Genomic DNA, 14,172 nt, shown 5'->3' with positions numbered 1-14,172 from the left:
CCATTCTGAACAAGTTCAAAAACATCGGGGCGCCCCTGTCACAGGGCTGTGACAGAGGCACCCCGGGGCCGGCCACCACCGTGGGGGCCAGGACCTCGACGGCCCGGGACCTCAGTAGGAGCCGTAGAGCGAGTACAGCAGCGTGTCCTTCACCGCCGGCCCGAAAGCCGCGGGCCAGGTGCCGAACGGCACCACCGCGTTGCTGTAGGCGCCCGAGCCGGTCGGGCCGGTCGAGTAGTTCATGTTGTTCACCGAGGCCCCGGTGCCGTTGCTGTTGTAGACCAGCCAGTACGCGGTGCCGGCGCTCAGCGTGAGGTCGGCCGGCAGCGTGTTCCAGGCGTTGGCGGTCAGCGTGCCGCTGCCGGTCGCCGCGACCAGCGCGCCCGGCGCGCCGCCCTCGTCGGTGTAGACGGCCAGCTGGTACCGGTTGTTCGGCGCCGCGCTGACCGGTCCGACGTGCACGCTCAGCGCGGTGAGCGGCACCGGCGACGACCCGGTCGTGATCCGGCTGCCGTTGAGGTGGTTCGAGTCGGTGTCGTCGATCAGCGAACCCACCACCGTGTTGCCGAGCGTCCTCGGCGCCGCTCCCCCGGTGGTGAAGGAGATCGCGTACGGGCTCGCCAGCGCGTTGCCGGAGGTGTCCCGCACGCCCTGGACGCTCGCGGTGTAGCCGGTGGTCAGCGCCAGGGGGGCGCTCGGCGTGAAGACCACGCCGTTGGCGGCGTCGTCGTACGCCACCGAGCCCGCGACGGCGGCGCCGCCGGCGGTGCGCAGGGTCACGGCCGAGGCGGTCACGCTCGCCCGGTCCAGCGGCTCGCCGAACGAGAAGCGCACCGCCGTACCCGGCGTCACCCCGGTGGCGCCGCCGGCCGGACTGCTCCCGGTCACGGCCGGCGGGGTGGTGTCGCGCCCGTACGAGGCGGTGTAGGAGCCCACCGCGCCGTCGAAGAACGCGTACGCCACGCCCTTGACCGTCTCGATCCGGTACGGAACGGCCCGGCCGCCCGAGGTGATGCCGGTCAGCGTGCCGGAGGCGGCGGAGACGGGCAGCATCGCGCGCAGCCCGTTGGCCCCGCCGGTGATGTCGAAGGTCAGCGCGCCGCCGCTCCAGGCGAGCTTGGTGAAGGCCGAGCCGTTGCGCCCGTCCAGCCAGGTGAGCATCTGCCGGCCGGAGACCACGGGGACGCCGCGCGCCTTCGCGGCGGTGATGATCGCGTCCGAGGCGGCCGAGGCGGCGAAGTCGGTGTGGATGTTGGCGGTCAGCGCCGCGTAGTAGCCCTTGCTGCCGTAGGCGGCGTCGAGCAGCGTGCCGATGGTGCCGGGGTAGGACTGGCCGGACTCGTCGGTCAGCTGGGTGGTGGCCTGGTACTCGTCGACCACGCTGCCGTCGGTGTCGGCGAAGCGCATGATCTGGGCGGTGCCGTTGAAGTAACCGGGGCGGTCCTTGGTGAAGTTGGAGGGGTAGAAGTAGTAGTCGGTGTCCAGCCGGATGCCGTTGGACAGCTTGGTCTTCGCCTGGGTCGCCCAGTCGTCCCACTCCACGCAGTGCGTGCGGCTGCTGGAAGGGCCGGGCAGCGCCGGGTACTTGGCCCGCCAGCGGGACAACTGGTCGCCGTAGTAGCCCTGCAGGGCGGAGGTGGTGCCCCACGGGCGGCAGTTGGTGGTGACGTGGACGCCCACCTCGAAGCCCTGGTCGGTGTAGGCCTGAGCCTGCGCCGGGGTCAGCGGGCCGTCGGTGTAGATGTACGAGGAGCCGCGCACGCACTCCCAGGCGGCGACGTTGCAACCGGGCGGGCTCTGCGCGATGTAGCCGTCCCAGCGGCCGGCCGTACCGCCGACGCCGTGGTCGTCGCCGGTCATCACCACCACGGCCTTGACGTCGCGCGGGAAGTACCAGAAGCGCGGCAGCGGCTTGCGGGCGGAGTCGATCAGGGTGATCAGGTTGGCCAGCAGCCGCTGCTGCTCGTCGGCGATCGGGATCAGCGCCTTGTCCAGGTCGTTCCAGTCCGGTTGGCCGCCGGAGCCGAAGAACATCTCGGAGGCCTCGTAGCCGTCCGTGCCGTCGCGCTGCTGGCCGGCCCACGCGGCGTTGCCCTGGCGGGTCTGCACCACCGACCTGGCCAGGTCGTAGCTGAAGGCGGCGGCCCGCCCGCTGCCGGCCGTCCGCAGGGTGACGGCCGGGTTGGCGGTCGCGGTGGCGGCGTCGCTGTACAGGGCGGCGACCGCGGTGGCGCCGCTGAGCGTGTAGAGGTCGGCGGCGCCGTGGTAGCCCATGGTGTCGCCGGTGATCCCGGCGCCGGGGGCGGCGGAGGTGTCGACCTTGAGGTAGGCGTCCGCGCGGGTGCCGGTGGCCGGGGTGAGGCCGAACAGCGGCGCGAGCTGCTTGTCGGGGCGCATCGCGACCAGTCGGCCGCCGTCGTTGGTCCAGGTGGTGAACAGGGCCGCCTGCGCCGCGGTGAGTGGCGTCTCGCCCAGCAGCGCCACGTCGGAGGCGGCCAGCAGTGAGCTGGTCACCGCCGAGATGTCGACCGTGCGGTAGTGGTTGAGACCCTCGGCCTTGAGGATCTCGGCCAGGTAGCGGGTGTACGGATTGGCCTGGCTGGTGACCAGCAGGATCGGGCCCTCACCGCCGGGGCCGGCACCCGGCGACGGGGGTGGCGGGGCCTGCTCCGCGGTGTAGGTCGCGTAGATCGAGAAGCTGAGACCGCTGGACGTGACCGCTCCGAAGTCGGCGGGCCAACTGCCGTAGGTGTGACCGCCGTTGCCGTACACACTGGTACCGCCGGGGCTGTAGCGCAGGTTGTTGACGGCCGCGCCGGTGCCGTTGCTGTTGTAGGCCAGCCAGTACGCGGTGTTGGCGGCGAGGGTCGCGGTCAGCGGCACCGTGTTCCAGCTGCCGGCGGTGAGCGTCGCCGCGGCGCTGCTCGCCAGCAGGGCGCCCGGACTGCCCCCGTTGTCGCGGTAGATCGCCGCCTGGAACCGGTTGTTCGGCGCCGCGTCCACCGCGTCCACGTAGACGCTGATGCCGTCGACCGTGCCGCCGGCCGCGCCGGTGACGTACCGGGACGCGTTCAGGTGGTTCGAGTCGCCCGAGTCGGTGGACGGACCGACCGCCGTACTGCCCAGCGTCGCCGTGGCGGCCGCCGGCGCCGGAGCGGCCGCCGGTGCCGGAGCGGCCGCCGGTGCCGGAGCGGCCGCCGCCGCCGCCGTGATGAGGGCCGCCAGCAGGCCCCCGACCCTGCCGCGCCGTCCGACGCCCGCACGCCTGCCTGCACCTGCCATGACCGCCCCCCAAGCGCTTCGGCCAACTGCCCCTATCGGTGTACCGGTTCGGCGCCGACCGTGTCCACGGAACCGTCACATCCCGTGTCGATCGGGACTATCCCTTGACCGAACCGGCCAGCAGACCGCGGACGAAGTACCGCTGGAGAGCGAAGAAGACCGCCAGGGGCACGACGATCGACAGGAACGCCCCGGCGGTGAGCAGCTCCCAGCGCCCGCCGAAGGAGCCGGAGAGCTGCGCCAGCCGGACGGTCATCGGCGCCACCTCGGGGGTGCCGCCGGCGAAGGTCAGCGCGACCAGCAGGTCGTTCCAGACCCAGAGGAACTGAAAGATGGCGAACGAGGCCAGCGCCGGCGTGCAGAGCGGGAGCACGATCGAGCGGAAGATCTTGAAGTGCGAGGCGCCGTCCACCACCGCCGCCTCCATCAGGTCCCGCGGCAGTTGGGCGATGAAGTTGTGCAGCAGGAAGATCGCCAGTGGCAGCGCGAACATGGTGTGCGCCAGCCAGACCGGCGCGTAGGTGCCCTTGAGGTCCACCGCCGGGACCACCGTCATCGAGCCCAGGTGCGCGCCGCCGGAGAACAGCCGCAGCAGCGGGATCAGCGCCATCTGGATCGGCACCACCTGGAGCGCGAACACCACGAAGAACAGCGTGTCGCTGCCCCGGAACCGCACCCAGGCGAGGCCGTACGCGGCCATCGCCGCCAGCACCAGCGGGAAGAGCGTCGCCGGGACGCTGATCGCCAGCGAGTTGACCAGGAAGGGCATCAGGCCGGTGGAAACGCCGGACCCGCCCTCGAACAGCACGGTGTGGTAGTTGGAGAGGCCGAGGTCCGGGTGGAGGAAGACGTTCCACCAGCCGTCGGCGGTGACGTCCTGCTTGGGGCGCAGCGAGGTGGCGAGCAGCCCGAGGGTGGGGAGGGTCCACAGGACGGTCACCGCGATCACGAAGACCGAGGCGAGCGGGTTGGTGAAGGCCTGCCGGACCGGACCGCGGCGCTCGCCCAGCGACGGGCGCCCAGCCGGTGCCCGGCGCTCGCGCCACGGACGCCGGGGGGCGGGGATCGCACGCCGGTCGGCGGCGGCCGGACGCCGGCCGGACGTCGGACGGTGCTCGCTCATCGGACTCCGCGCTCCTTCCGCAGCTGGACGATGTTGTAGGCCACCAGCGGCAGTACCGCGAGGAAGAGGATCACCGCGAGCGCGCTGCCCCGCCCGGTGTTGAACTGCACGAAGGACTGCGAGTACATCTCGTTGGCCAGCACCTGGGTGCCGAAGTTCCCGCCGGTCATGGTGCGGACGATGTCGAAGGCCTTGAGCGTGGTGATCATGACCGTGGTGAGCACGACCACCACCGTGGTGCGGATCATCGGCACCGTGACGTACCAGAACAGCCGCACCCCGCCCGCGCCGTCCAGGCGGGCGGCCTCGGTGACCTCGTCCGGGATCGCCTTGATGGCCGCCGAGAGGACGACCATCGCGAAACCGGTCTGCACCCAGACCATCACCGCCATCAGCAGGAAGGTGTTGAGCGGCTGGGAGAGCATCCAGTTCGGCGGATGCTCCCAGCCCAGCGTGATGGCGAGCTGGCTGAGCAGGCCGATCTGCGACTGGGCTGCGTCGCGCGACTCGTAGACGAACTTGAAGATGATCGAGGCTCCGACCAGCGATATGGCCATCGGCATGAAGATCAGCGACTTGTACACCGCCTGGCCGCGCATCCGGTCCACCAGCAGTGCCAGCACCAGCCCGAGGCCGGTGGCGGCGAGCGGCGCCACCACGAGCCAGAGCAGGGTGGTGACCAGCACCTTCTGCACCGAATCGGTGGTGAACGCCCAGCCGAAGTTCTCGCCGCCGACGAAACGGCTGCTGTCGTCGTCGTAGAGGCTCAGGTAGACGGTGCGCATCAGCGGGGCGACCAGGCCGACGAGCAGCAGCAGCACCGCCGGGCCGAGGAAGACCGCGACGGCCAGCGGACGGGCGATCCGGCCCGAGGCCCGCCCGGCGACCAGGAAGACCAGCAGCAGGATGCCCAGGAACCCGGCGACGGCGCCGAAGCTGTTGCCGAACTTGACTGCGGCGTCGCCCCAGGCGCCGTCGGCGAGCGCGGTGGCGGTGAGGGACATGGCTGCGCGTCCTTTCCCTGCCGTGGGCAGAGAGGAGGGGCGGGCGGTGCGGGTGGGTGGCCCCGCACCGCCCTCGACAGGTGGTCCTGGCGGTCGGAACCGCTACTGCGGCCAGGCCGCGTCGATGTCGGCGGCGGTCTTCTGGACGGACTGGCCCTCGGCGAACCAGGCGGTCAGCGACTTCCACTCCTGCCCGGCGCCGACCGCGGCCGGCATCAGGTCCGAGCCGTCGAAGCGGAAGGTGGCCGCCGGGTCGGTGAGCGCGTCGGCGGAGAGCCGGTCGATCGGATCGGTGTACAGGGCCTTGTCCACGCCCTGGTTGGCGGAGACCCAGCCGGAGGCGGTCCTCACCCGGCTGCTCGCCCAGTCCGAGCTGGACAGGTAGTTCTGCACCGCCTGCACCTCGGGCCGGCTCGCGAACGCCGTCAGGAACTCCCCACCGCCCTCGACCGGGCTGGCCACCTGCGGGTTCACGGCCGGCAGGCGGAAGGCGAAGATGTCGCCGTCCGGGCCGACCTTGGTGTCCTTGGGCCACTGCGCCTTGTAGAAGGACGCCTGCTGGAGCAGGAAGCACTTGCCGGTGAGGATCGGGGCGCCCGCGTCCTGGAAGGTCGTGGTGGCGATCGACTTCACGTCACCGTAGCCGCCGTTGACCCAGGCCGGGTTCTGCATCCAGTCCGCCACGGTCCGCATCGCGGTGATGATCTTCTCGTCGGAGAACTTCACCTGGTGGCTCACCCACTGGTCGTACACCTCGCCGCCGTGCGTGCCCAGCACGACCTCCTCCAGCCAGTCGGTGGCCGGCCAGCCGGTGGCCGTCCCGGAGGCGATCCCGCCGCACCAGGGCTTTCCGGCACCCGCCTTGGCGATCCGGTCGCTGAGCGCCATCAGGTCGGCCCAGGACTGCGGCACCTCATAACCGGCCTGCTTGAACGCCTTGGGCGAGTACCAGACCAGCGACTTCATGTTGGCGCTCATCGGCGCCGCGTAGAAGGTGCCGTTGACCGAGCCGTAGGTCTTCCAGACCGGGCTCCACTTCTCCTGGTTGGCGACGGTCTGCGCGGGGGGCTTGGCCACCTTGCCGCTCCTGACCATCTGGGCCAGCAGGCCGGGCTGCGGGATGATCGCGAAGTCCGGGGCGTTGCCGCCGCTCACCCGGACCGGCAGCTGGGACTCGAAGTCGTTGGAGCCCTCGTAACTGATCTTGATGCCGGTGCACTTGGCGAACTCGGCCCAGGACTTCTCCAGATTGTCCGACTCCGGGCTGAGGATCGAGGCGAAGACCGTCACCGTGCTGCCGGAATGCCCGGCGTAGGGCTGGTACTTGGCGCAGTCACCGGCCAGGGTCCCGCCCCCGCCGCCCGAACCGCCGTCGGAACTCGAACTGTTGGAGCAGGCCGCGGTCAGCGCCAGCGCCGCCAGTACGGCGGGCACGGCGGCCAGGCGACGGGACCTCGCGGACGGCGCGGACGGGGTGGGGGTCAATGCGGTCCTCCTCGCCAGGGCGCACTAGCGCCGGCAGTACGACAGAACGACATTGCGCTGTACCGGAGATCGACATGGACGCGGCGGGCGGCCGGTTTGACGACGTTAACGCAGCAGCCACCCTCCGCCAAGGTCCGCGTTCGACCTTCATTCGGCACGTGCCCCAGTTGTGACCCGGGCGCACCGGACCCGACCGGCCCGTCGGAGCCTGTCGGAGCCCGTCAGAGCCCGTCAGAGCCGGTCGGAGCCGGGCCGGGCTGCGGTGAGCTCTCAGTGCAGCCGGACCGGCAGCTCCCGCAGCGAGTTCACCACCAACGAGGGGCTCGGCCGCAGCTCCTCGTCCGGCACCGCCAGGGCCAGCTCCGGGAACCGCTCGAACAGCGCCGGCAACGCGACCCCCGCCTCCAGCCGGGCCAGCGGCGATCCCGGGCAGACGTGCGGACCGTGACCGAAGGACAGGTGCCGGCTCGGATCCCTGGTGACGTCGAACAGCTCGGCGGTCACCCCGTGCTGCGCGGGATCCCGGCCGATCGCGTTGTACGAGATCAGCACCGGCTCGCCGTGGGGGATCACCACCTCACCCACCTCGACGTCCTCGGTGGTGAAGCGGAACAGGAAGTTGCTGGTCGGCGGCGTCCAGCGGAGCGACTCCTCGACCACCGCGTCCCAGGAGACCGTGCCCGCGCGGACCAGCTCCAGCTGGTCCGGGTGAGCGAGCAATGCCCGGACGGCGTTGCCGATCAGATTGACCGTGGTCTCGTGGCCCGCCGCGATGATCACCCGCAGGGTGGCCGCCGCCTCCGCGTCGCTCAGCGCCCCGCCCTCGGCGTCCGCCGCCAGCAGCACGCTGGCCAGGTCGTCACCGGGCTCCGAACGGCGCTTCGCCACCAGGTCGTTGACGAAGGCGTTCAGTCCGGCGATGGTCGCCTGGATGCCGTCCGGGTTGGGCCGGATGCCGAAGAACTGCTCGTAGAGGTCCCGCAGCAGGGCGTGGTCGGACTCCGGGACGCCCAGCAGCGAGCAGATCACCGTCATCGGCAGCGGAAAGGCGAAGACCGACTTGAGGTCCACCACCCGCTCCCCGGCCGCCAGCGCGTCCAGGAGGCCGTGGGTGATCTCCTCCACCCGTGGCCGCATCAGCTCCACCCGGCGCGGCGTGAACGCCTGCGCCACCAGCGTCCGCAGCCGCCGGTGCTCGGCGCCGTCGGTGGTCACCATGCTGGGGCCGGGCACCGCCAGGCCGATCAGCGGCCACGTCCTCGGCACCTCGCCGCGCTGGTAGGCCGCCCAGTGCGCGGCGTCCTTCACCAGCCGGGCGTCGGTCAGCAGCTCACGCGCGGCCGCGTGCTGGGTCACCGCCCAGGCGGCGACGCCGCCGGGCAGCTCCACCGCCACCGCCGGGCCGGCGGCGCGCAGCAGGGCGCCCTCGGCGGCGTTGTCGCGCGCCAGCGGGTCGAGGGCTATCGGGGCGGTCATGGGCACGACTCTCCTTGGTTTCCTGGCACTTCTCCGGCCGGGCGCGACGTGGTGGGGTCGCGGTCCGGGCTCAGACCGCGTATCCCGGGGTGAACGACACCGGCAGGGCCATCAGCCCGCGCACCCACGCCGACGGCCGCCACACCAGCGCGTGCTCGGCCACCGCCAGCCGCAGGTCCGGAAGCCGGTCCAGCAGCACCTCGATCGCGGTGGTGGCGATCACCTCGGCCGCCTCCTGCGCCGGGAACGGGCAGCCGTGCTCGCCGTAGGAGTAGCTCATGTGCGCCCGGTTGCCCTCCGCCGGGCTGCCGTCGGGCTGGCGCACCGACGGGTCCGCGTTCGCCCCCGCGAAGCCGAGCAGGATCATGTCCCCCGCGGCGATCCGCTGTCCGCCGAGCAGGGTGTCCCGGACCGCCCAGCGCCCGGCGAAGATCTGCGTCGGGGTGTCCTCCCAGAGCGCCTCGTTCAACGCCTGGTTGATGCTGCGCCGGCCGCCGGAGAGGGAGGCGGCGAACCGCTCGTCGGTGAGCATCAGCCGCAGCGCGTTGGACATCCAGTACGAGCAGGGCTGGTGGCCGGCGATCAGCAGGACGCGCAGGTCGCGCATGACCTCGTCGTGGTCCAGGCCCGCCTCGTGCAGCAGCATCCGGGAGGCCAGGTCGTCGGACGGGTGCTCGGCCTTCTCCCGGACCAGGTCGAGCATCACGCCGAGCAGCCGCTGCGCACCGGCCGGGGCGTCCGGTCCGCCGTCCAGCATCGCCAGCAGCCCGTCGATCAGGACGGGCGCCTGCTCCTCGCTCAGTCCGAGCAGCCGGCAGAGCACCAGCAGCGGCATCCGGTGCGCGTACTCGGCGACCAGGTCCGCCTCGCCGCGCCCGGCGAACCCGTCGATCAGCCGGTCGGCGATCTCCTCACAGTGCTTGCGCAGCTCGTACGGGTCGACCGCGGCCAGCGCGTCCGTGACGGCCCGGGAGCGGCGCACGTGCTCCTCGCCCTCGGCATACAGGATCGACGGCACCGGCGCCATCATCGGCCGCAGCGGCCAGTCCTCGGGGATGCTCTCCCAGGCGTTCCAGCGGGCGGAGTCCCGGCCGAACAACTGCGGCTGGCCGGTCACCAGTTGCAGCTCGCGGTAACCGATCACCAGCCAGGCCGGGACCCCGCCGGCCAGCTCGACCGGGGCCACCGGACCGTGGGCGGCCCGCAGTTCGCGGTAGAGCTGGGACGGGTCGGTCTGGAAGCGCGGCCCGTACAGGGGGGTGGCGCCGGCGTGCGCCGGGCAGCCCGGCGGCGGGGTGGCGGCGGGCTCGGTCACGGGGTGCTCTCCTCGTACGGGAACGGGTCGGTGGGACCGGCGGCGGACCGGGCGAACGGCGGTGCGGCGTCCGGCCGGGCGGGCGGGCGCCCGGCGTCCGGCTCGGCCGGGTCGTCCTCGGCCCCGACCGGCACTGCGGTGCTCGCGGCCTCCACCCGGGCGGCCAGGTGGCGGACCAGCTCGATCAGTACCTGCTTGCTCGACTCCCGGTCGCGCGCGTCGCAGTCCACCAGCGGCACCTCGGCGGGCAGGTCGAGCGCCGCGCGGACCTGCTCCAGGGAGTGACTCGGCTCGCCGAAGTTGTTGCGGGCCACGATGAACGGCGTGCCGTGGTGCTCCAGCCGGTCGATGGCGTACCAGGACTCCTCCAGCCGCCGGGTGTCCACCAGGACGACCGCGCCGAGCGCGCCGCTGAACAGCCGGTCCCAGAGGAACCAGAAACGTTCCTGTCCCGGCGCACCGAACAGGTACAGCACCTGGCTCGCGGAGAGCGTGATCCGGCCGAAGTCGAACGCGACCGTGGTGGAGCGCTTGCCCCAGGCGCCCGAAGGGTCGTCGATGCCCTCGCCCGCCTTGGTCATGGTCTCCTCGGTGTTCAGCGGACGGATCTCGCTGACCGCACCGACCAGGGTGGTCTTGCCGACGCCGAACCCGCCGACCACGACGATCTTCAGCGCGTTGTCGGCGGTACCGCGCAGCGGGGTGCGCCGAGCCGCGGGCGCCGCGGAACCGGCGGCGGGGGAACCGGTGCCAGCGGGGGAACCGGCCCGGGCCGTGGGGTTCTCAGAGCTGTTGGAGTCCATGCAACACCTGCTTCAGCGTGTCGAGATCGGGCAGCCGGGCCTTGTGGGGGGCGAACCTGGGGTGCCGGGCGGTGACCGCCCCCGTCTCCAGCAGGTCGCCGAGCAGGATCTTCACCACCGAGACCGGCAGCGCCAGCTCCGCGGCGACCTCCACGACGGCCGTCGGGGCCTCGCACATCCGCAGGATCCGGGCGTGCTCCGACTGCATGCCCGGGGCCGGCTCCCGCTCGGCGACGATCAGGGTGACCAGGTCGAAGGCGTTCTCCGGGGAACGGCTGCGGCCGCGGGTGATGGTGTAGAGGCGGTCCGGGTCGTCGTCACGGCCCGGCAGGACCGGCCGCCCGTTCATACCCGGGCGCTCTCTTGTGCCACCGCGCCCGCATCCGCCCCGACTCCCGCGTCGTCGCGGGCCGGGGCACTGAGGTGGACGCCGATCTGCTCGATCAGACCGTGCATGTTGTGGCCGACCACGCCCACGTCCGCCTCGTCATCGGTGACCACGGCGAGGTGGGCGCCCTCACCCGCAGCCACGATGCAGAGGATGCCGCCGTGGAACTCGGTCATCGACTGCCGCACACCGCCGCTGCCGTCGCCGAACTCGATCGAGGCGCCGTGCGCCAGGCTCTGCATCCCGGAGGCGATCGCGGCCAGCTGGTCGGCCTGATCGGCGCTCAGCCCGGCGGTGTGGCAGAGCCGGAGGCCGTCGGCCGAGAGCACCAGGGCGTGCCGGGCACCGGGGGTGGCGGTCAGCAGGTTCTCCAACAGCCAGTCGAGGTCACGGTCGATAACGCTGCTCATCAGGAGTCCTTCTCGGTGACGGGGGAGGCGTCGGGCGTGGTGTCCGTGGTCGGCGTGGTGTCCGTGGTCGGTGCGGGCTCGGCGGCCGGTGTTCCGCCGTTCCCGGCCTGCTGGGCGGCGCGCCGGAAGGCGCCGAACCGGGCGGCGGCGCTCACCGCGTCGGTGCGTCCGGGCTTGGCGGCGGGGGCCGCCGAGGTGGTGGCGGTGGCGAGCGTCTGCCCGCGGCGGCGCTGCGGCAGACCGCTGTCGGTGATCTGCGCGGGGGCGGCGGCAGGGGCCGGAGCGGAGGCAGGCGCAGGGGCCGGAGCCGAGGCGGCCGGGGCAGGCGTGAGCGCCGGGCGGGACGGCGTCGCCGCCCGGGCGGACGCCTCTACCGGCCCCGGCACGGGGGCCGGAGCGGGGTGCGTCACCAACTGCTGCGGGATGAGCATCACCACCCCCGTGCCACCGCGCGCCGACGGCCGGAAGGAGATCTGCAACCCGTACTTGCGGGCCAGCGCGCCGACCACCGCGAGACCGAGCCGGGTCCCCGCCGTGAGCGTGGTGAGGTCCAGGGGCTCGGCGGAGACGGCCCGCTCGGCCCGGCGCAGCCAGCTCTCGCTCAGCCCGAGGCCACTGTCCTCGACGGTGACCGCCAGCCCGGCCGGCACCTCCTCGACGTAGACGTGCACCTCGGCGGGCGGCGCGGAGAAGTTGGTGGCGTTGTCGAGCAGTTCGGCGAGCGCGTGCATCACGCCCTCGGCGGCGAACCCGGCCACGGCGGCCGTGCTGGCGTTGTGCAGCCGGACGCGCTGGTAGGCGCCGATCCGGCCGAGCGCACCGCGCAGCACCGACTCCACCGCGATCGGCTTGGCCCAGCGCCGCCCGGAGCGGGCGCCGGTGAGCACCGCGATGCTGTCCGCCATCCGGCCGGCCTGCGCCGTGGAGTGGTCCAGCCGCAGCAGGTCGCCGAGGACCTCCTCGTCGTGCCGGTGCTGCATCTCGCGCAGTTCGGCGTGCATGCTCGTGGCGAGTGCCTGGACGCGCCCGGCGGCGGTGGCGCAGACCGCGAGGGCGGCCGCCCGCAGCCGTTCGCCCCGGCCGATCTCCTCGGCGAGCGCCCGCAGCAGCGCGTACTGGGGGTGCGTGCGGTGCGCCGCGAGCGCGCTGTCCACGGACGCGCCGTCCCGGAGCTTCTTCACCACCTCGGGCAGGACGGACCCGGCCAGCCGGTCCAGCACGGCACGCGCGGCCTGCTCGGTCTCCAGCTCGGCCGCCAGCCGGACCAGCTCGGTCTGCGCGGCCTCGACCTCGGCCTCGGCGCCCGCCCGCTCGGCCCGGGCCGCCTCCCGGGCGGCCTCGGCGGCGGTGGCCCGCTCCCTGGCCGTCGCCTCGGCGGCCTCGGCGGCGGTGACCCTGCCGAGCGCCGTCCTGGTCTCGTCCTGCTGCGAAGCGAGTTCCCGCGCCAGCCGGCGGGAGCGCTCTGTGGCGGTGGCCGCCAGTCCGACCGCGATCAGCCAGAGCGCCGCGACCGCGCAGACCGCGGCGACGGTGAGCGGCTGATGCGCCGCCACGGCCCGGCCCACCGCGACCGGAGCGGCGACGCCCGCCAGCAGGACGGCCGCCGCGGTGAGGGCCGCGGTACGCGGGTCCGGGCGCCGGTGCGCCCTGCCGTCGGGGCTGGTGCGTTCTCTCATCGATGCGGTCCTCGGCAGCGGCGGGCGTCGACGGGCGGACGCCGACAGCGGGGGCGGGCGAACGCGCGACCGCCCGGCCGACGTAGTGAAACGTCTCCGGGCGGCTGATCGGTTCACACTTTCGGCCGATCATATCCATTCAGCTACTGCCCGCAACCGGCGAGTTGACGGACAGTCCCGTTCATTCACGCCTCGTGCACCGATTGGCGACCAGGTCGCCGCACCTCGATCAACTCAAGGTGGCATCCACCGCCCGGCGCAGCGCGGCGAAGTCCAGCCCGTGATCGGCGATGACCCTGGCGCCGAGCCCGTCACCTTCCCGGATCACCCCGAGCAGCAGGTGTCCGACGGCGATGTGGCCGGACTTCAGCCGCAGCGACTCGCGCAGTGACAGCTCCAGCACCTTCTTCGCCCGGGGCGTGAACGGCACCCGCCCACCCTTCGAGTCGCGGAACCAGCCCCGCCGCCTCGGCTCCGCACCCTCCGCCGGGGCGTCCAGCGCACCCTCCCCGAACGCCGACTCGACGGCCTCCCTGACGGCGTCCAGATCCACCCCGATCGCCGCCAGCGCCTCCGCGTCGTCGGCCCCGCCGAGCAGGCGGCGCACCGCCCGCTGCACAGTGGAGTGGTCCAGCCCCGCCTTGACCAGCACGGCCGCCGCCGGATCCTGCGGCATCGCCACGACGGCCAGCAGCAGGTGTTCCGTCCCGATCTGCCCGTGCCTGAGCTGCGCCGCCTCCTGGCCCGCCTGGCCCACCACGCGCCGCGCATCGTCGGTGAAGCGCTCGAACATCGCTCAGTCTCCGTCCTTCTCGCTCCCGGTACTCCCGGAACCCCGCCGGGCGTACTTCTTGTGCACCGCCTGCCTGGTCACCCCGAGGCAGACCGCGATGTCCTGCCAGGACCACCCCTGTGTGCGGGCGTTCCCGACCTGCAGGCCCTCCAGGCGATCGGCCAGGTCACGCAGCGCCCGGACCGCCCGGAGCCCCACGGCGGGGTCGCGACTGCTCGCGGCCGCCGCGAGCTCTCCGTTCTCGCTCATATTGTCAACCTAGGTTGACGCCCGGGGAATGTCAACCCTGGTTGACATCATCGGCTCGCACCCGACGGCACCTCGCACCGGGTCGTCCCCCAACGCGAAGAGGCGGGGCGAGGACCGTGAAGGTCCTCGCCCCGCCTCGGATGTCAACCGTCAGCGGTCGTCAACCCG

The 14,172-nt window shown here is 72.8% G+C and carries 12 protein-coding genes; all 12 read right to left on the bottom strand.

Translation table 11 applies throughout. From position 1 onward, the window contains the following. Window positions 1–111 precede the first annotated feature (111 nt). Complete coding sequence (locus AB0J08_RS10390) at window positions 112–3,282, bottom strand: Ig-like domain-containing protein (RefSeq protein WP_360630074.1); 3,171 nt, start codon at window positions 3,280–3,282, stop codon at window positions 112–114. Between the two features lie 97 nt (window positions 3,283–3,379). Further along, entirely contained in the window at window positions 3,380–4,405 is a 1,026-nt protein-coding gene (locus tag AB0J08_RS10385) for a carbohydrate ABC transporter permease (RefSeq protein WP_360630071.1), read from the bottom strand. After that, on the bottom strand, window positions 4,402–5,409 hold the full coding sequence (locus AB0J08_RS10380) for a sugar ABC transporter permease (RefSeq protein ID WP_360630068.1): 1,008 nt from the start codon (window positions 5,407–5,409) through the stop codon (window positions 4,402–4,404). Before AB0J08_RS10380 ends, AB0J08_RS10385 begins: the two co-directional genes overlap by 4 nt. A gap of 102 nt (window positions 5,410–5,511) precedes the next feature. Continuing rightward, entirely contained in the window at window positions 5,512–6,894 is a 1,383-nt protein-coding gene (locus tag AB0J08_RS10375; protein ID WP_360630065.1) for an ABC transporter substrate-binding protein, read from the bottom strand. A 270-nt stretch (window positions 6,895–7,164) separates the two neighbouring features. Further along, window positions 7,165–8,370, bottom strand: a complete 1,206-nt coding sequence (locus tag AB0J08_RS10370) for a cytochrome P450 (RefSeq protein ID WP_360630062.1) — start codon at window positions 8,368–8,370, stop codon at window positions 7,165–7,167. Window positions 8,371–8,440: 70 nt separating this feature from the next. Further along, entirely contained in the window at window positions 8,441–9,685 is a 1,245-nt protein-coding gene (locus tag AB0J08_RS10365; RefSeq protein WP_360630059.1) for a cytochrome P450, read from the bottom strand. After that, window positions 9,682–10,383: an ATP/GTP-binding protein gene (locus AB0J08_RS10360; RefSeq protein WP_360630218.1), complete on the bottom strand. Its 702-nt coding sequence runs from the start codon at window positions 10,381–10,383 to the stop codon at window positions 9,682–9,684. Before AB0J08_RS10360 ends, AB0J08_RS10365 begins: the two co-directional genes overlap by 4 nt. 85 nt (window positions 10,384–10,468) lie before the next feature. Further along, window positions 10,469–10,837 (bottom strand): DUF742 domain-containing protein, encoded by a 369-nt coding sequence (locus tag AB0J08_RS10355; RefSeq protein ID WP_360630056.1) that lies wholly within the window; start codon window positions 10,835–10,837, stop codon window positions 10,469–10,471. Continuing rightward, a complete protein-coding gene (locus tag AB0J08_RS10350; RefSeq protein ID WP_360630053.1) occupies window positions 10,834–11,286 on the bottom strand; it encodes a roadblock/LC7 domain-containing protein in 453 nt (150 codons plus the stop codon). Before AB0J08_RS10350 ends, AB0J08_RS10355 begins: the two co-directional genes overlap by 4 nt. After that, window positions 11,286–12,962 (bottom strand): ATP-binding protein, encoded by a 1,677-nt coding sequence (locus AB0J08_RS10345; RefSeq protein WP_360630050.1) that lies wholly within the window; start codon window positions 12,960–12,962, stop codon window positions 11,286–11,288. Before AB0J08_RS10345 ends, AB0J08_RS10350 begins: the two co-directional genes overlap by 1 nt. A gap of 229 nt (window positions 12,963–13,191) precedes the next feature. After that, window positions 13,192–13,755, bottom strand: a complete 564-nt coding sequence (locus tag AB0J08_RS10340) for a Clp protease N-terminal domain-containing protein (RefSeq protein ID WP_360630047.1) — start codon at window positions 13,753–13,755, stop codon at window positions 13,192–13,194. A 3-nt stretch (window positions 13,756–13,758) separates the two neighbouring features. Further along, a complete protein-coding gene (locus tag AB0J08_RS10335; protein WP_360630044.1) occupies window positions 13,759–14,004 on the bottom strand; it encodes an RNA polymerase subunit sigma-70 in 246 nt (81 codons plus the stop codon). Between the last annotated feature and the right edge of the window lie 168 nt (window positions 14,005–14,172).

The sequence above is a fragment of the Kitasatospora sp. NPDC050463 genome, from assembly GCF_040655255.1.
Lineage (GTDB): Bacteria > Actinomycetota > Actinomycetes > Streptomycetales > Streptomycetaceae > Kitasatospora.
Note: the sequence above shows the minus strand (reverse complement) of the source record. Positions and strands in the feature narration are given on the sequence as shown.

Coding starts and splice junctions, on each gene's coding strand:
- AB0J08_RS10370 (WP_360630062.1), bottom strand. CDS start 8,370: ATGACCGCCCCGATAGCCCTCGACCCGCTGGCGCGCGACAACGCCGCC.
- AB0J08_RS10340 (WP_360630047.1), bottom strand. CDS start 13,755: ATGTTCGAGCGCTTCACCGACGATGCGCGGCGCGTGGTGGGCCAGGCG.
- AB0J08_RS10380 (WP_360630068.1), bottom strand. CDS start 5,409: ATGTCCCTCACCGCCACCGCGCTCGCCGACGGCGCCTGGGGCGACGCC.
- AB0J08_RS10335 (WP_360630044.1), bottom strand. CDS start 14,004: ATGAGCGAGAACGGAGAGCTCGCGGCGGCCGCGAGCAGTCGCGACCCC.
- AB0J08_RS10385 (WP_360630071.1), bottom strand. CDS start 4,405: ATGAGCGAGCACCGTCCGACGTCCGGCCGGCGTCCGGCCGCCGCCGAC.
- AB0J08_RS10355 (WP_360630056.1), bottom strand. CDS start 10,837: ATGAACGGGCGGCCGGTCCTGCCGGGCCGTGACGACGACCCGGACCGC.
- AB0J08_RS10390 (WP_360630074.1), bottom strand. CDS start 3,282: ATGGCAGGTGCAGGCAGGCGTGCGGGCGTCGGACGGCGCGGCAGGGTC.
- AB0J08_RS10345 (WP_360630050.1), bottom strand. CDS start 12,962: ATGAGAGAACGCACCAGCCCCGACGGCAGGGCGCACCGGCGCCCGGAC.
- AB0J08_RS10350 (WP_360630053.1), bottom strand. CDS start 11,286: ATGAGCAGCGTTATCGACCGTGACCTCGACTGGCTGTTGGAGAACCTG.